Origin of the sequence: Streptomyces sp. PTY087I2, from assembly GCF_001687325.1 — a bacterium.
In the GTDB taxonomy this organism is placed as follows: Bacteria; Actinomycetota; Actinomycetes; order Streptomycetales; family Streptomycetaceae; genus Streptomyces.
The window spans coordinates 13,052-27,994 of the sequence record NZ_LZRD01000009.1 but is presented as its reverse complement, the minus strand read 5'-3'; the positions used below and the strand labels follow the sequence as shown (position 1 = coordinate 27,994).

Annotated in this window: 17 protein-coding genes, 1 tRNA gene and 2 pseudogenes; 7 read left to right on the top strand and 13 right to left on the bottom strand. The window is 71.0% G+C overall.

The window, feature by feature from the left end; translation table 11 throughout:
- Positions 1-649: 649 nt before the first annotated feature.
- The 3 genes from A3Q37_RS11450 to A3Q37_RS11440 form a co-directional block, all read right to left on the bottom strand.
- Positions 650-1,615, bottom strand: coding sequence for a DUF5926 family protein (locus A3Q37_RS11450; protein ID WP_065481926.1), 966 nt, complete (start codon positions 1,613-1,615; stop codon positions 650-652).
- 165 nt (positions 1,616-1,780) lie between these two features.
- Positions 1,781-2,458, bottom strand: coding sequence for an ATP-binding protein (locus tag A3Q37_RS11445; RefSeq protein ID WP_079137747.1), 678 nt, complete (start codon positions 2,456-2,458; stop codon positions 1,781-1,783).
- An 84-nt stretch (positions 2,459-2,542) separates the two neighbouring features.
- A complete protein-coding gene (locus A3Q37_RS11440) occupies positions 2,543-3,379 on the bottom strand; it encodes a glycerophosphodiester phosphodiesterase (RefSeq protein WP_176711399.1) in 837 nt (278 codons plus the stop codon).
- A 203-nt stretch (positions 3,380-3,582) separates the two neighbouring features.
- On the opposite strand from A3Q37_RS11440, the gene A3Q37_RS11435 reads away from it, so the two are divergent.
- Positions 3,583-5,370, top strand: a complete 1,788-nt coding sequence (locus A3Q37_RS11435) for a S1C family serine protease (protein ID WP_065481922.1) — start codon at positions 3,583-3,585, stop codon at positions 5,368-5,370.
- A gap of 83 nt (positions 5,371-5,453) precedes the next feature.
- Here the strand turns inward: A3Q37_RS11435 and A3Q37_RS11430 are convergent, their stop codons facing one another.
- Positions 5,454-5,990 (bottom strand): hypothetical protein, encoded by a 537-nt coding sequence (locus tag A3Q37_RS11430; RefSeq protein ID WP_065481918.1) that lies wholly within the window; start codon positions 5,988-5,990, stop codon positions 5,454-5,456.
- Positions 5,987-6,640, bottom strand: a complete 654-nt coding sequence (locus tag A3Q37_RS11425) for a hypothetical protein (protein ID WP_255311783.1) — start codon at positions 6,638-6,640, stop codon at positions 5,987-5,989. The genes A3Q37_RS11430 and A3Q37_RS11425 overlap by 4 nt, the downstream gene beginning before the upstream one ends.
- Before the next feature lie 471 nt (positions 6,641-7,111).
- On the opposite strand from A3Q37_RS11425, the gene A3Q37_RS11420 reads away from it, so the two are divergent.
- Positions 7,112-7,198: transfer RNA gene (locus A3Q37_RS11420), tRNA-Ser, on the top strand.
- Between the two features lie 79 nt (positions 7,199-7,277).
- Here the strand turns inward: A3Q37_RS11420 and A3Q37_RS35570 are convergent.
- Positions 7,278-7,453, bottom strand: a pseudogene (locus tag A3Q37_RS35570) (GntR family transcriptional regulator); the annotation flags it as partial.
- Positions 7,454-7,521: 68 nt separating this feature from the next.
- On the bottom strand, positions 7,522-8,013 hold the full coding sequence (locus tag A3Q37_RS11415) for a hypothetical protein (protein ID WP_141693560.1): 492 nt from the start codon (positions 8,011-8,013) through the stop codon (positions 7,522-7,524).
- Between A3Q37_RS11415 and A3Q37_RS11410 the strand changes: the two genes are divergently transcribed.
- On the top strand, positions 7,949-8,398 hold the full coding sequence (locus tag A3Q37_RS11410; protein WP_369691448.1) for a tyrosine-type recombinase/integrase: 450 nt from the start codon (positions 7,949-7,951) through the stop codon (positions 8,396-8,398). The genes A3Q37_RS11415 and A3Q37_RS11410 overlap by 65 nt on opposite strands.
- A gap of 120 nt (positions 8,399-8,518) precedes the next feature.
- Positions 8,519-9,007, top strand: coding sequence for a hypothetical protein (locus tag A3Q37_RS11405; protein WP_065481903.1), 489 nt, complete (start codon positions 8,519-8,521; stop codon positions 9,005-9,007).
- A gap of 163 nt (positions 9,008-9,170) precedes the next feature.
- Here A3Q37_RS11405 and A3Q37_RS11400 read toward each other — a convergent pair whose 3' ends face one another.
- The 3 genes from A3Q37_RS11400 to A3Q37_RS11395 all read right to left on the bottom strand — a co-directional run bounded on the left by A3Q37_RS11400 (position 9,171) and on the right by A3Q37_RS11395 (position 10,649).
- Positions 9,171-9,992, bottom strand: coding sequence for an aminoglycoside phosphotransferase (locus A3Q37_RS11400; protein ID WP_065481896.1), 822 nt, complete (start codon positions 9,990-9,992; stop codon positions 9,171-9,173).
- A 109-nt stretch (positions 9,993-10,101) separates the two neighbouring features.
- Positions 10,102-10,239, bottom strand: coding sequence for a hypothetical protein (locus tag A3Q37_RS37210; protein WP_176711398.1), 138 nt, complete (start codon positions 10,237-10,239; stop codon positions 10,102-10,104).
- Complete coding sequence (locus A3Q37_RS11395) at positions 10,236-10,649, bottom strand: hypothetical protein (protein ID WP_065481892.1); 414 nt, start codon at positions 10,647-10,649, stop codon at positions 10,236-10,238. The genes A3Q37_RS37210 and A3Q37_RS11395 overlap by 4 nt, the downstream gene beginning before the upstream one ends.
- Before the next feature lie 66 nt (positions 10,650-10,715).
- Here A3Q37_RS11395 and A3Q37_RS11390 point away from each other — a divergent pair.
- Both A3Q37_RS11390 and A3Q37_RS11385 read left to right on the top strand, forming a co-directional pair.
- Positions 10,716-11,083 (top strand): annotated as a pseudogene (locus A3Q37_RS11390) (NUDIX domain-containing protein).
- Positions 11,084-11,141: 58 nt separating this feature from the next.
- Positions 11,142-11,756 (top strand): hypothetical protein, encoded by a 615-nt coding sequence (locus tag A3Q37_RS11385; RefSeq protein WP_065481887.1) that lies wholly within the window; start codon positions 11,142-11,144, stop codon positions 11,754-11,756.
- A gap of 10 nt (positions 11,757-11,766) precedes the next feature.
- Here the strand turns inward: A3Q37_RS11385 and A3Q37_RS37205 are convergent, their stop codons facing one another.
- The 3 genes from A3Q37_RS37205 to A3Q37_RS11375 form a co-directional block, all read right to left on the bottom strand.
- Positions 11,767-11,916 carry a hypothetical protein gene (locus tag A3Q37_RS37205; protein ID WP_176711397.1) on the bottom strand — a complete coding sequence of 50 codons (150 nt, stop codon included), beginning with the start codon at positions 11,914-11,916 and terminating at the stop codon, positions 11,767-11,769.
- A gap of 85 nt (positions 11,917-12,001) precedes the next feature.
- Complete coding sequence (locus tag A3Q37_RS11380; protein WP_065481883.1) at positions 12,002-12,937, bottom strand: MerR family transcriptional regulator; 936 nt, start codon at positions 12,935-12,937, stop codon at positions 12,002-12,004.
- 57 nt (positions 12,938-12,994) lie between these two features.
- Complete coding sequence (locus A3Q37_RS11375) at positions 12,995-14,104, bottom strand: cobalt-precorrin-5B (C(1))-methyltransferase (RefSeq protein WP_065481878.1); 1,110 nt, start codon at positions 14,102-14,104, stop codon at positions 12,995-12,997.
- A 26-nt stretch (positions 14,105-14,130) separates the two neighbouring features.
- Between A3Q37_RS11375 and A3Q37_RS11370 the strand changes: the two genes are divergently transcribed.
- Positions 14,131-14,898 (top strand): cobalt-precorrin-6A reductase, encoded by a 768-nt coding sequence (locus tag A3Q37_RS11370; RefSeq protein ID WP_065481871.1) that lies wholly within the window; start codon positions 14,131-14,133, stop codon positions 14,896-14,898.
- Positions 14,899-14,943 lie beyond the last annotated feature (45 nt).

The following is a 14,943-nucleotide window of genomic DNA, read 5'->3' as shown; positions in this document are numbered from 1 at the left end:
ATCGCCATCGGGAATGAGCGCGGAAGCCGGTTCCCTGCCCGAGTCTGACCGTTCGGGCGAGGCGGCGTTGGGGCGGTCGGGTGCTGCGGCCCGGTGCGGACCCGAGCTGGTCGCACCGGAGGGGGTCGAAGCCCAGACCTGTGTCATGACCCGGAGCGGCACGGTGTGGGCGCGCGTCTACTTCCGGAACACGACCGGCGAGGAACTCCGCTCCGTGCTCACGCTGCTGGGGCCGGGCGGGCGGACCGTGGAGCTGCACTGCGCACCGGCCGCGCACGACGAGCCGGGCAGCTGCGAGACGCCGGGCGTTCCCTCGTCGGGCGCTCCCGGAACCGCCACGGCGGTCGCGGAGTTCACGGGCGCGGGGCCGGCGGAGGAGGCGCCGCTGCTGCTGCGCGCCGGATCGGAACGGGCACCGGTCGCCGGGGGGGCTGAGGGCCGCGCCCGGGGGTGTCACGGGGCGGGCCGCAGCCGGAAACGAGGACGCCCGGTCGCTGGCGACGGGGGATGCACCAGCGACCGAGCTTCTAGAACCGTAACAAGAGATCTGCTGTTCGCAAATTCGATCTCGCCTGTAGGGACGCGTATTTACTTACGAGTACGGTGAGTTGTGACGCGGGTCACCCTCTGCGGCACCTCGTCGTCACCGTCAGCTGAGGGTGACCTGACGGTTGGTGAGACCGCCCCGGGCGCGGCGTTCCTCGGCGGTGAGCGGGGCGTCGGACGCGAGCGCCGCGGTCAGTCGCTCGGCGAACGCGACGGCGGGCTTCTCGCACGCCTCGGCCCCCATCGAGCTCGGCAGGTCCCAGACGGGCACCACGAGACCGTGCGCCCGGAACGACCCGACGAGCCGGGTGTCGTCGCCGAGCGAGGAGGTGCCCGCGGCGTGCAGCCGGGCGAGCGCGTCGAGGAGCTGTTCCTCGGGGTGCGGCATGACCCAGCGCAGGTGGTTCTTCTCCGGGGTCTCGCACCAGTACGCGGCGTCGACGCCGGACAACAGCGTCGTCGGGATCGCGGCGGCGTTCGCGCGCTCCAGCGACGCGGACACCTCGGAGGTGGCGTTCTCCGCGTCCGGCACCCAGAACTCGAACCCGGAGTGCACCTCCGGCTCGAAGGTGGCGTCCGGGGCGAGGAGGTCCTGGAGGCGCGGACCGTCGGCCGGTACGCGGCGGGCGGCGACCGGGGAGCCGGGCTCGGCCTCCAGGGCGCGCTGGAGGGTGTCCGCGAGGTCGCGGCTGAGGTCGCCGGAGGAGGTGTCGTTCTGAAGGGCGAGCAGGACGGAACCGTCGTCGCGGCGCAGCGCCGGCCAGGCCATCGGCAGGACCGTCGCGAGCTTCACCGACGGAACCCCTTCGGGCAGCCCGTCCTTGAGGGTCAGCTCGACCGTGGCGGCGGGCACCAGCTCGCGCAGCGCGACCCAGTCGCACTCGCCCGCCAGTCCCTCGAAGGGGCGATGCACGAGCTCGGTCACGGCCTGGGCGGCGGCGCGCCCGTGACACGCCTTGTAACGGCGGCCCGATCCGCACGGGCAGGGCTCACGGGCCCCGACGACCGGGATCTCACCGTCCTTGAGCTGCTGCTTCCCGGCCTTGGACTGAGGGCGCTTCTTGGCCATGGTGGGCATTCTCCCGATTGCGACAGTGCGGACTCGGCGCGAGCCTAGCGGCCCGGGGAGCCCTGCCTTGCCCACGTGCGCGAGAAGCCCGTTGAGGAGGCCTTTCGGCGCCGCCCTTCGGCCCGGCCCCGCCGACGTACGGGCGAAGCCTCTTCGCTCCCGCTCTCAGCCCACGTCGTCGAGGACGTCGGAGAAGTCCAGGCCCTCGAATCCGGTGAGCCCGCCGACCCCGTTCGCGGAGACACCGTTCGTACCGCGGCCGTTCCCGCCGTTCCCGCCGTTCGCGGCGGAGCCGTTGCCTCCGATGCCGGGCGGCTTCGTCGAGGAGACCAGGGCCCAGACGGTGACCTCGCCGGGCGCGTCGTCCCGTACGCCCCAGTCCTGGGCCAGGGCGCTGATGATGTTGAGGCCGCGGCCGCCGCGTGCCGTCACCGAAGGGGTGGCCGGAACCGGGCGGGTCGGTCCGCCGCCGTCCGTGACCTCCACCGTGAGCCCGCCGCCGGTGTCCACCCGCCAGGCGGCGCGGATGTCCCCGTCGCCGACGTCGGTGTGCCGTCCGAGCGGCCTGCCGTGCCGGCAGGCGTTGCTGAGAAGTTCGGAAAGGATCAGAACAGCGTCGTCGACGACCGCGTCCGACACCCCGTTGCCGCGCAACTGCTCACGCATCCGGTGTCGTGCCTGCCCCACGCCGGCAGGACCATGAGGAACGGCCATGCTCGACGACGCGGGCACCTCTTGTGCCATCACCAACGCCACCCCCGAGACCTCCTTTGCCCCACGCCACGGGTTGGATGCCCCACTGGGCTGGACCGGAAACCGGCCGATGCGCTGCCGGTGACGCACTCGTAACGATCGGACGCGCAGCGAATGCGCCGGAGCACACCCCGTAACGGCCGAGGTCGGAGGCCTGGCGGGGTCTTATCCGTACTAAATGCGGCCGAGTTGGGACAGAACCTGCTTCGGGCGGTTGGTGATGATCGCCTCGACGCCGAGTTCGGCGCACAGCTCGACGTCGGCCGGTTCGTTCACGGTCCACACGTGCACCCGGTGCCCGGCGCGGTGCAGCCGCTCGATGTATCCGGGGTGGCTGCGCACGATCCGCATGCCGGGCCCCGCGATCCGGGCCCCGGCGGGCAGCCGCCCGTCGCGCATCCGGGGCGAGACGAACTGCATCAGATAGACCGTGGGCAGGGTGGGCGCGGCTGCCTGGACGCGGTGGAGGGAGCGGGCGGAGAAGCTCATGATGCGGAGGGGCGAGGGCTCATCGACGGGCGGATCGGCCAGCCCGAAGCGCTTCAGCAGCTGGAGGAGCCGCTCCTCGACCTGCCCGGCCCAGCGGGTGGGGTGCTTCGTCTCGATGGCCAGCTGGAGATTCCGTCCGGTGGCCCGTACCTCGGTGAAGAGCTCCAGGAGCCGTTCCAGGGTGAGTACGGAGGTGAGCTCGCCCGGCACCGGATCCCAGTCGGGCGACTCCTCGCGGTCCTTCCAGGAGCCGAAGTCGAGGGCGGCGAGGTCGGCGAGCTCCAGGGCGGACACGGCACCGCGCCCGTTGGACGTGCGGTTCACCCGCCGGTCGTGGACGCAGACGAGATGGCCGTCGGCGGTGAGCCGGACATCGCATTCCAAGGCGTCGGCACCGTCCTCGATCGCCTTGCGGTAGGCGGCGAGGGTGTGCTCGGGGGCGTCGTCGGAGGCCCCGCGATGGGCGATGACCTGGATGGAGGTGTGCGCGCTGCGCTGCCGTGCGTGGGTCACCCGCGCCATGGTGTCACCGCCGCGGGGATGGCTGAGCACATGTCACCCTGGAGGTCTGTTTTGTCGGATGTAAAGATTGGTGTGCGGATGCACAGGTCCTGCTTACAGTGGCCCGACGTGTTGTGGGAAAAGCTGACCGCAGACACGTGCACAGCGGATTTTCTTGCCGAATGCCGACTGGATGCCGAGTGGAACCGAGGAGCAAAAGAGCTGTGAGCACCGAGAACGAGGGCAACGAGGACCGCGCGGTACCGGCCGTGCCGGCCGTTCCGTCCGCACCTCCCGTGCCGGCCGACACTCCTGAACCGGCCACTGGACCGGTTACCGGCGACGTGACGGAGGGCGCTTCGGGCGCTGCTGCCGCTTCGGGGGCTGAGGGCGTGTCCGGCGCGTCCGACGAGTCCGGCGCGGGGGCCACGGCTGCCGCTCCGGCGCACGCGGAAACTCCGGCGCACGTGGAGGCACCGCGCCACAACCCGACGCATCAGGGCGCTCCGGCGCACCAGGGATCCTCGGGCGCGCCCGCGTACGGCCAGGGCGCCGCCCACCCGGCCTCGAACCAGCCGCCTCAGCCGTCGCAGCCGCCGCAGCCCTCCCCGTACGGAACGGGTCCCGACTACGGAACGGCCCCCGGCGGCCACGGCACGGCCCCCGGATACGGATCGGAGCCCGACCTCCCCGCGAGCGCCGCTTCCTGGCCGCCTCCTCCGCCGGCCGTCCCGTCGTACGCCGGCGGGGACGCCGGTCACGCGTCCGGCCACGCATCCGGTCACGGGTCCGGTCACGCGTCCGGCGGTATCGGCAACGGCGGCGGCCACGGCCCGGTCTGGGGCGCTCCGGTCCCGCCCGGCACCGACCCCGCGGGCGGCAAGAACGGCAGGGGCCGGGCCGGCGGCCTGGTGGCGGCCGTTGCCGTGGCGGCGCTCGTCGCGGGCGGCATCGGCGGAGCCCTCGGCTACTGGGCGGCCGACCGCAACGACAACGGCACCTCCGGCAGCTCGACCACGGTCTCGGCGTCGGACACCCCGAGGGACCTGAAGCGCCCGGCGGGCACGGTGGCCGGGGTCGCGGCGAAGGCGCTCCCCAGCGTGGTCACGATCGACGCACAGGGCGGCGACGGCGAGGGCGGCACGGGCACGGGCTTCGTGTACGACAAGGAAGGCCACATCCTCACCAACAACCACGTGGTGGCCTCCGCCGCGGAGTCCGGCGAACTGTCGGCGACCTTCTCCGACGGCAAGAAGTACGCCGCCGAGGTGGTCGGCCGGGCGCAGGGCTACGACGTGGCGGTCCTGAAGCTGAAGAACCCGCCGCAGGGCTTGGCCCCTCTCCCCCTGGGCAACTCGGAGAGCGTCGCGGTGGGCGACTCGACGATCGCGATCGGCGCGCCCTTCGGCCTGTCGAACACGGTGACCACGGGCATCATCAGCGCGAAGAACCGCCCGGTGGCGTCCGGGGACGGGTCGAGCAACAAGAACTCGTACATGAGCGCGCTCCAGACCGACGCCTCGATCAACCCGGGCAACTCCGGCGGCCCGCTGCTGGACGCGACGGGTGCGGTCATCGGCATCAACTCGGCGATCCAGTCGACCGGCGGCGGCCTCGGCCAGTCCCAGGCCGGCTCGATCGGCCTCGGCTTCGCGATCCCGATCAACCAGGCCAAGAACGTCGCCGAGCAGCTGATCAAGACCGGGAAGCCGGTCTACCCGGTGATCGGTGCGACGGTGACGATGGAGGAGAAGACGGGCGGCGCGGCGATCTCCGCCGAGGGCGCGGGCGGCACCCCCGCCGTCACCCCGAACGGCCCGGCGGCCAAGGCGGGCCTGAAGGCGGGCGACGTGATCACGAAGTTCAACAACACCGTGATCGACAGCGGCCCGACCCTGATCGGCGAGATCTGGACCCGCAAGCCGGGCGAGAAGGTGACCTTGACGTACGAACGCGACGGCAAGGAGGCCACGGCGGACGTCACGCTGGGCCAGCGCGAGGGCGACAGCTGACGGACTGGGCTGCTCCGGTTCCGGCCTCGACGGAGCCCCCGCACAGAGCTGCGGGGGCTCCGTCGACTGGTTGACAAGGCTGCCTACGGAAGCTGCTTCTTCTCGGAGTAGAAGGCATAGGCGTAACCGCCACTGCCCACACCGGTGGCGACGGCAGAGAAGCCAAGAGGATGATCTGCCCCGGCCGTCTCGATACTCCGCTGGAAGATGGTGGAGCCGTCGCACACGTGGGTGCCTGCGGCCGACGCCACCTCCTTGCCCCCGAGGCGGAAGGCCAGTGCCACCTCGGCGCCACCCGTGCAGGTGAACGCGAACGACACGCTCAGCACGTCCTCGGGCACGGAGGCCAGGGTGTTGCCGAACTGCTTCCGCAGCTCACCGTCCCCCTCGCCGAGGGACTCCATGTTCACGATGCCCTTGTCCAGCACGGCCTTCGCCGCTTCGGCGCCGGACGGGTCCGGAGTGGCCGAGGCCGCCCCCGTAACGCTCGGACTCTCCGAGGGCGATCCGGACTGGTCGCCCGAGCCGCACGCCCCCGCACCGAGCAGCGCCGCCACGGACAGGACGACGGCGACGCGCCGGACAGCCGCCCGGCCGCCCGTACCCCTGGCGCCCGTCATGAGTTCTGCCGACCGATCGACATGTCACCCTTCCGCGGGGCCACGACGGTGATGGTCTTCTTCTTTACGTTGCAGGGCGCGGCGATCCAGGTCTTCACGCCCGTGAGCTTCCAGCCGACCTGACCGAGCACCGCGCGGTACCCCTTCGAGGTGGTGTTCGTGTCGGTGACGGTCTGCGTCCCGTTCCACGTCCACGAGTTGCTGATCGAGGTGTCGACGCTGACCTTGGCCTTGGCCAGGATCGCGCCTGCCTCCGCCTCGGCGCCGGCGCCTATCTCCCAGGTGAAGGTGTGGCTGCCGGACACGGCCCACGACACGGTCTGACGGGGCAGCAGCCAGGTCGACTGCGGCTTCTTCTTGTCGGGCATGAAGTGGGGCGACCCCTTGACGGTGTACTTCGGCGGGTCGTTCACCTCCGGGCAGGCCATCGCGCTGAACTCGCCCTTGCCCGCCTTGGGCTTCTCCCCTTCGAAGCTGAAGGTGACGGTGTCGTCGACGCCGACAACACGTCCGTCGTTCAGAACGATCGTCACCCCGTCAGCCGGAACCGGCTCGTCGGCCGGAGCGGCGGCCGTGATGCCGGCTCCGGCGAGCAGGACGGCGCCGGCGGTGATGAGAGGCAATGCGGTACGTATGACGATGCGGTTCAAGTGTCCCCGTTTCTTAGTGGGCCGAAAGGGCTCCTGGTCAGGGAGCCAAGACCCGTCACGCTGAGCGATGTTTTCAGAGAAGGCTCTGGATGCTCTGGGTGATCTTCTTGCGCCGTTCCTACCGCGCTGCGGTCGAGAAGAGCAATCGCTGAGTGGCGCAGATCACGCACGAGGTCCGAATGGTCCGCCACGGGAAGGGAGTTAGCTCAAGAGAACCTCAGGGTGGGACGGCTCTGCCCACCAAGGGGAAATGAAGCCCCCGGTCGCCGTACGTGACCAACGGAAAGCCTTTCGCCCGCCTTTGCCCTCACGCCCGGCGAGCAGCCCCCGGAACACGACCTGACGGACTCGTCGGGGCCACGTCCACGGTCGACTCCACCGACCCCGACCAACCTGTGGCCGGACTGCCCAGCACGAGGCGCCGAGCCGGTAGGCTGTAGCCCGCTCCGCAGCAGGTGAAGCGGGGCGGAGGGTGGGTTGCCCGAGCGGCCTAAGGGAACGGTCTTGAAAACCGTCGTGGCAGCGATGTCACCGTGGGTTCAAATCCCACACCCACCGCAGGCGAGAGGCCCCTGACCCGTACGTATGGTCGGGGGCCTCTGCCTTGTCCGTTGCCCGCCGGGCACCGCTGTTCCCCCGGCACCTTCGCGTCGGTCCGGCTCTCCCAGTCGCCCTGTCGGCGAAGGGCCTTCATGTCATGGCGGAACGGGGATCCACTGGGCCGCTCACGCGCCGACGACCGGACGACTCTCACGCGCTCCCGGGACTCGGCGACGTAGGTCCTTATCCGGCCCCGCCTTCCAGCACGCCTTGGCAGAAGAGCGACTGCGTAGCCACCAAGGGCGCTAACGGCCTGTACGGGGCTGGCGGCCGAATCTCAGCTACTCGACGATGCGCTTCTGCGTCCAGCTCCGTTCCCCGAGGCGCCGGATTCGCCAGCTCGGCAGGGGGTGACGGGCTTCCCCGGTGAGGAAGTCCATCATGTCGATCAGCATGCGGCGAACGTCTGCGATGGGCACCACCAGCTCGTCCCACTGGTTGTAATGGGCCTTCAGGCAGATCCGATCGTGGGAGACGCGCTCCAGCTCACAGCTCTCCACCCCCAGCCGAAGTTCATCGCCGGCCTCGATCCTCAGCCACTGCAGGAGGGCCGACGACACTGCCCAGTCCGGTCCGCACTGGGAGACGATCTCCTCCGCCGCCCAGCACAGCGCCTTGGGAGTGCCTTCGGGCGCGCTGATGACGGTGGTACCAAAGGCGGGGGCAACATGTTGGACTGCTCCGTCCTCGCCTCTCTCGGACGCAGGAATCTCCTCCAGACCAAAGACCCAACGGTCCTTCGGGATGTCCCATCGCTCAATGGTCTCGCTCATCCGCACAGAATGCCAGGACGCACCCTCACGCCTGGAGACGCTGCCCGGCAGGGAGGACGCTCTCCTCTTCGTCACGCCTGGTGGCAAGCCGCGGGGCTACAACCAGTGGCGCGAGGCCTACTTCAACCCCGCTGTGGCGACGGCCGGGCTCACCGACGTCACGCCGCACGATCTCCGCGCCTCGCACGGGACGTGGGTCGCGGACCGGCACGGCGTGATGACCGCTGCTCACCGCCTCAGGCACTCGAACGCGAGCGTTACGACCCGGCACTACGCCCGGCCGGTTGTCGGCCGTGACGAACAGGTCGCCGAAGCGGCGGACTCCTGGCTCAGTGGCCCCGAAGACGATGACGACGGCTCCGCTGCGGTGCCTGCTCGTACATGATCTGGCGTCAACCCCCCTGCGCCCGGATTGCCCTCAGGCCGAAATCGGTTTGGGGGCATTCGTCTTGTGGACGGCCAGCTGCGACTACCGACTTGGTTGCACGCAAGGGATGCTGGGGCCATGACCAGGGGGAGTAAACGCGCCATTGCCGGCTACTGCACGCTCACACTGATGGCCGCGGCAGCCACAGCCTGGGCTCTGATGAGCGGGCTCGCGCGGCTGGATTTGGTGGGGGACGTGGTTCAGGTCCGCATCGTGGAGTGCCACAGCAAGGGCGGAGGACGCGGCGGCAGTTACTCCGTGTGCAGCGGACCGCAGGTGGGTAACGAGGCGCACACGCTCAAGATCAGGTACGACGGTCGCGAAGGAGAGATCGTCAAGGCTGTCCGGACACCCTGGGGTGGTTACACGCCGGTGGATCGCAGCTTCGTCTCATGGGGCGTCCACGTGCTGATGCCAGTGCTTCCCATCCTGGGGGGAGCCGTAACTGGGGCCTTGGCTCTCAGAGAGGTGCGCCGAGTGCGACGAGAGAGCCGGTCGAACGCTGGGGCACGTAGCGGGCACGACGCCGAGGAGGACGGTCGGAGCTCGGCGTCCACAAGCCTCTGACCGGGACGGAGAGCAGAGGCCGCCGGACTGCCAAAAGGTTTTGAGGACCGTCGTGGCAGCGATGTCACCGTGGGTTCACATCCCGCACCCACCGCCAGGCGTACGGCCTCGGCCAGGAGTTTCGGTCGGGGGCCGTTCGCGTCCTGGACGGGAAGAGGCGCGACTAAAGGCTCATCCGGTGTGTGTGCCAGCACTCAGCAGCTGTTGCGAGGCGCAGGGTCCACGGGGCGGGGTCGGCGGTGCTGATCTCGGACCAGAGGTTGGAGTTGGCGGTGGCGAAGGCGGTGATGCCTTCGGTGTGGGCGGTGTGCCAGGAGGGGATTTCGGCGGCCCAGTGTTCGGCGGATGCGGGGGTGTGTCCGGCGGCGATGAGCCAGATGGTCCAGTAGCCGGCGTCGAGCCAGGCCGCGCCGCGGGTTGCCCAGGCCCAGTCGACCAGGCGGGCGCGATTTCCCTGGGGGGCTTGGTCGTTGATGAGGATGTTGGTGTTGTTCAGGTCGGTGTGGAGGAGATGGGGCCCGGAGAAGTGGTGGAGGTCGGCGGGGTGGGTGGCGTAGTGCGCCAGGCGTTGTTCGGCGTGGCGGAGTTCGATGCCGGGGCAGGGGGTTTCGCCGAGGCGGCGCAGGAGGGCGGCGACTTCGGGCAGGTCGGGGGAGTTGGGGGTGTAGTCGGCGTGGTGGCCGTCGAGGGCTTCGAAGCCGAGGAGGTCCCAGCCTGCTGTTTCGACGTGCCAGTCGAGGGTGGGGGCCAGGTCGGTGAGGAAGGGGGCGACGGTGGCTTCGCGGCGTTGGGTCCAGGCTCGGGGGTGGTTGGTACGTAGTCCCTTGATGTGCCAGGTGCCCGTGGCGGAGGTGACGTGGGCGGCGATCTCGCTGTTGAAGCCCTCGGTTGTCTCCTTGACTGTGAGGAGGGGGCCGGTGTGCTTCTCGACGGCGGCGCGGGAGGCGGGCGGCAGTCGGTCGAGGCCGATGCGGGTGGTTGCCATGGGCTTCACTCCTCCACGGAGGCGGGTGCGGGTGTGGGTGGGCAGTGGTGCGGGGGCTTCCGGACGGAAGAATGTTCGGGAACCCCCGCCGTTCTGTGAGGCCGGGTGTCTATCGGTAGGGGTTGTCGTCGTTGCAGCCGGGGGTGGCGCCTTCGGTCAGCACCTCCAGGTCCTCCAGGAGGATCACTCCCTCGGGCTCTTCCTGGGCCTGCGGCCGGGGGCCGATCTCCACCATGACAGCGGTCATGACGCTTCCTCGCTTCCGTGTTGGCAGTAGGTGTTCAGTGGTGCCTTCGCCTCCTGGTAGGCCTTGGCGAGCGGTCGGCAGACCCGGCAGGTGCCGGAGAGCTGACAGTCGCCGCAGCCGCCGGTGCGAAGCATCTGGGCATCGGCGATGCCGGGCAGACGGAGGAGTCCGTCCAGGACCTCGGTCATGAGGTCGATGGGGTGCTCGCGGCCGACTTTGCACATGGTCGCCAGGCCGTGCGGGTCGACGTGGAAGAAGGCGCGGCCGGCGGGGCAGCCCTTGAAGACGCTGGTCTTGTCCAGGAAGCCGGGGGCCTGCGCGGCCAGCGGTTCGGGGGTGCCGGTGTAGGTGGGGGAGATCGTGCCGTACTCCTGGCGGCCTGCCCCATACCGCTTGGCGAGGGCGCGCATGGCGTCCAGCTCATGGGCGTTGAGTCGGGTGATGATCAGCGCCAGCTCCAGTGCGATGCCCGCCCCGTGTGTCGCGACGAGCCCCTTCTCGACCAGCTTGAACGCCCCCGGCTTCCGGGTGAGCGCGTCGAACTCGCCGAGCCCCCGAGGACGGCGTCCGGCGCGAGGTCTACGAGGAGACCGGCGTCAAGGTCCAGGTGGACCGGCTGACCGGCGTCTACAAGAACACCTCCCGAGGCATCGTCGCCCTGGTCTTCCGCTGTCGCATCGAAGGCGGTCACGAGCAACTGACGGACGAGGCATCGGCAGTTGAATGGCTGACCCCGGACGAGGTGACCAGCCGCATGGCCGAGGTCTATGCGGTTCGGGTCACCGATGCCCTGCTGGACGGTGCGCCCCGCGTGCGTACCCATGACGGTCGAAGGCTCGCGTGATGCATGAACCGCTGGTTTCGGAGCCGGCCGTGTTAGTGGCCGCTGACAGAATCCACGGGTGCTGATCGAGGGGTACGGCCACGGGCCGGTCGTGGCGGGGGAGTCGCTCGTGGGGCGGCGTGGCTTCTGGGCCAGCCATCTGTTGGCCATGTGCGGTGACGGGACGTGTGTCGAGCGGGCCGTTCCCGAGTGGTTCGGTGGGGACGGGGCCGATGCCGACGCCCTCGCCGAGGTGCTCTTCGATCCCGAACAGTGGCCGGTGTTCCGCGTCTTGGTACCGGACGGGCACCCTGTTCTCGGTGTTGTCGTCGTCTACCGCAATCTGGTCGACGAGTTCGGGGTCGACTACCTCCCCGGCGCTCCGGGCACGGGCGCGGGCTTGAGCTCGGGCCCGGTCTCGGGGCTTTCTTGGCGTGAGCTGATTCGGGTCGCCGACTGCCCCGAGCCTCCGGCCGACGGTGTCGGGGACGTCTCCGGTCGCTTCCTGTTGCTTCTGCCTCTCCTGAGTGGAGAGTGGTCGGGTGAGGTGGTCCGGGAGCGGATCGTTGCCGCTCTGGTCGCGGTCGGGGCACCCGAGGGCACCGTCGGGCGCGCGGCCGGTCATCTGCTCGGCCATCTGGAGCGGCGGGCCCTGCACGATTCCGGCTGGGGCTTGCCCCTCAGCGGTGGTTGAGCGGGGCGTCTTACCCCGCGCGGAAGACGACCGCCGTGCCCAGTGGCGCCCTCGCCGGTACGAAGAGGTCGCCGGACGGTGTTTCCCGTACCGGGACGTCGTTGCGGTGGAGCAGGTCCCGGGCCGGGGCCAGGTCGCGCACCGTTACGATGTACGCCACCGGAGCCGGGAGCGCGGGTGGTTCCTCGCCCGGCAGGGTCGTCGGCAGGGCCGACCTCGGGATGAGCTTCAGTGCCGCACCGTCGTCACTCCGCCCGGGCTCGCAGGGCCCGGACGGACCAGTCGAACTCCGGGGCCAGGCTCTCAGGGGCCGGCCAGCCGTTCACCACCGCGAGCAACCGGCCGTAGCGCTCTCTGCGGGGGTCGTTCATGTTCTCGAGCCGCGTCGCCAGTTGGTGGCGGAGCCCGGTGTCGTCGGGGCGGCCGAGCAGGTGCGCGTAGTGCGCTGTGAGCACCGCGACGATCGGTTCGGCGTGGGGTGCGACCGGGTCGATACCGGCGGCCAGGGCCGGGGCGACCTGGTCATGGACGATCGCGGCGAGGTCGCGGCGCGGGCCCACCGTGCCGCTCCCGGCCTGCTCGGCCGCGTGGTCCTCGGCCAGCCGCCGCACGCCCGCGCGGAAATCCGGATCCTGGGACAGCTCGGCCAGCTCCACCCACGCCCGGACCTGCTCGGCCTCGGGGTTGTCGGGCAGTTCGGGGGTCATCGAGCGCATGGCGGCCGCGAACGCGGGAGCCGCGTCGAGGCCGCCGAAGACGGCGTCGAGGAAATCGCCGATCAGACGTCGGCGCTCGTCCTCGGAGAGCTGGGCCAGCCGGTGCATGAGTTCCGTCTCCTCCGGTGTGGACCCGCGCTCGGCCACCGCGGTCAGCACCGCGCGCCGCAGGCGCAGGACGCGGATCTGCACGGCCAGCGCCTCGGCGTGCGCCGCGGCGACCTCGGGGAGTGAGAGCTCCCGGTCCACGACCCTGCGGATCGTGGGGAGGTCCAGGCCCAGTTCGCGCAGCGTGCGTACGAGGCCCAGGCGTGCGACGGCGTCGGTGCTGTACAGGCGGTAGCCGGCCGGGCTGCGGTCCGTCGGCGTCACGATGCCGCGATCGGAGTAGAACCGGATGGTCTTGACCGTGAGACCGGTCCGCCGAGCGAGCTCGCCGATCGAGTGAAGCGTGTCGCCTTCCATGCCCCCATCCTTGGGTCTCCCCCTGCGGGAGACTCAAGCCCTCAGGGCGGACACGCTCTAACCCCGCCCCACCACCGCTCCCGCCCGGTCGATGCACAGCACGTCCACCGCGACCGGCGCGCCCCGCAGCACGGACAGGGCCTCGTCCCGGGCGCGGGCCGCGACCAGGTCGCCCAGGGGGACGCCCGCCGCCTCGCACAGGCGCAGGGCCTCCAGGCCCGTGTTGGCGGTGGCGATCCGGGAGGCCAGGGCCTCGGTCGCGCCGCCCGTCCGGGCCAGGTCGGCCAGGAACGGCTTGTTCACCTGGGAGCGGGCCGAGTGGAGGTCCAGATGGCCCGCCGCGAGCTTGGAGAGCTTGGCGAAACCGCCGCAGATCGTGAGGCGGTCGACCGGGTGGCGGCGTACGTATTTGAGGACCGCGCCCGCGAAGTCGCCCATGTCCAGGAGGGCTATGTCCGGCAGGCCGTACTCCGCGACCATCGTCTTCTCCGACGTCGAACCCGTGCAGCCCGCCACATGCGTCAGGCCCGCCGCCCGCGCCACGTCCACGCCCCGGCGGATCGAGTCGATCCAGGCCGAGCAGGAGTAGGGGACGACCACGCCCGTCGTGCCGAGGATCGACAGCCCGCCCAGGATGCCCAGGCGGCCGTTCCACGTCGAGCGGGCGATCTCCTCGCCGTGGTCGACCGACACCGTGATCTCCACGTCGCCCGCCGCACCGTGCTCCGCCGCCACCCGCTCCACGTGCTCCCGCATCAGCCGGCGCGGCACCGGGTTCACCGCGGGCTCCCCGACGTCCAGCGGCAGACCGGGGAGCGTCACCGTACCCACGCCCGGGCCGGCCCGGAACACCACGCCGGAGCCGGGCGGCAGCTTCCGTACGGTCGACCGCACGAGCGCCCCGTGCGTCACGTCCGGGTCGTCGCCCGCGTCCTTCACCACCCCGGCGCACGCCCCCTGTGCCGTCAGCTCCTCCACCGCCAGCGCGAACGCCGGTGTCTGGCCCTTCGGCAGCGTGATGGACACCGGGTCCGGGAAGTCGCCGGTCAGCAGCGCCGTGTACGCGGCCGTCGTCGCCGCCGTCGCGCAGGCGCCGGTCGTCCAGCCGGGGCGCAGACCGGTGTGCTTGAGTTGTGCACTGCGACCGCCCTGCGCCTCAGCGTTCATGAGAAGAGTCCGTTCCGATGCCTGCGATGCCCGCGTCTGCCGTGCATGTTCTTGTTCTGGGGGGTACGACCGAGGCGCGCCGGCTGGCCGAGAGCCTTGCCGGTGACCGGGGAGTCCGGGTCACCACCTCGCTCGCCGGTCGCGTCGCCGCCCCCCGGCTGCCGCCGGGCGAGGTCCGCGTCGGTGGGTTCGGAGGACCCGAGGGGCTCGCCGCCTGGGTACGTGAGCACGACGTGGACGCCCTCGTCGACGCCACCCACCCCTTCGCCGCCGCCATGAGCCGGAACGCCGCCGAGGCCGCCGCCCTGGCCCATGTTCCCCTCCTCGCCCTCCGCCGGCCCGGCTGGGTGGCCCAGGACGGTGACCGCTGGCACTCCGCCGGATCGCTCGCCGAGGCCGCCGGGCTGCTGCCCGCGCTCGGCGAGCGGGTCTTCCTCACCACCGGGCGGATGGGACTCGCCGCCTTCGCGGGGGCGGACCTGGACGCGCTGTGGTTCCTCGTACGGTCCGTCGACGCGCCGGAGCCGCCCTGCCCGGCCCGGATGGAAATCCTCCTCGACCGGGGGCCGTTCGGCCTCGACGGGGAGCGGGAGATCATCCGGCGCCACCGCATCGACGTCCTCGTCACCAAGGACAGCGGCGGGGACGCCACCGCCCCCAAGCTCACCGCTGCCCGCGAGGCCGGGATTCCCGTCGTCGTGGTGCGGCGGCCACCGGTGCCGGAAGGGGTGCCGGTGGCCCGTACGCCCGACGAGGCCGCGCGCTGGGTACGCCGCCTCCACGCCTCCGGGTAGCGGGTGCCCGGGAGCTCTGCGCTTCCGGCCGGCGGGCCAGCGCCT

Bases quoted from the DNA above. Each gene is read 5' to 3' on its own strand.
- A3Q37_RS11450 (WP_065481926.1), bottom strand. From the start codon at position 1,615: ATGGCCAAGAAGCGCCCTCAGTCCAAGGCCGGGAAGCAGCAGCTCAAG.
- A3Q37_RS11375 (WP_065481878.1), bottom strand. From the start codon at position 14,104: ATGAACGCTGAGGCGCAGGGCGGTCGCAGTGCACAACTCAAGCACACC.
- A3Q37_RS11405 (WP_065481903.1), top strand. From the start codon at position 8,519: ATGACCAGGGGGAGTAAACGCGCCATTGCCGGCTACTGCACGCTCACA.
- A3Q37_RS11395 (WP_065481892.1), bottom strand. From the start codon at position 10,649: ATGCGCGCCCTCGCCAAGCGGTATGGGGCAGGCCGCCAGGAGTACGGC.
- A3Q37_RS11380 (WP_065481883.1), bottom strand. From the start codon at position 12,937: ATGGAAGGCGACACGCTTCACTCGATCGGCGAGCTCGCTCGGCGGACC.
- A3Q37_RS11430 (WP_065481918.1), bottom strand. From the start codon at position 5,990: ATGACGGGCGCCAGGGGTACGGGCGGCCGGGCGGCTGTCCGGCGCGTC.
- A3Q37_RS37210 (WP_176711398.1), bottom strand. From the start codon at position 10,239: ATGACCGCTGTCATGGTGGAGATCGGCCCCCGGCCGCAGGCCCAGGAA.
- A3Q37_RS11415 (WP_141693560.1), bottom strand. From the start codon at position 8,013: ATGAGCGAGACCATTGAGCGATGGGACATCCCGAAGGACCGTTGGGTC.
- A3Q37_RS11440 (WP_176711399.1), bottom strand. From the start codon at position 3,379: ATGGCGCGGGTGACCCACGCACGGCAGCGCAGCGCGCACACCTCCATC.
- A3Q37_RS11370 (WP_065481871.1), top strand. From the start codon at position 14,131: ATGCCCGCGTCTGCCGTGCATGTTCTTGTTCTGGGGGGTACGACCGAG.
- A3Q37_RS11400 (WP_065481896.1), bottom strand. From the start codon at position 9,992: ATGGCAACCACCCGCATCGGCCTCGACCGACTGCCGCCCGCCTCCCGC.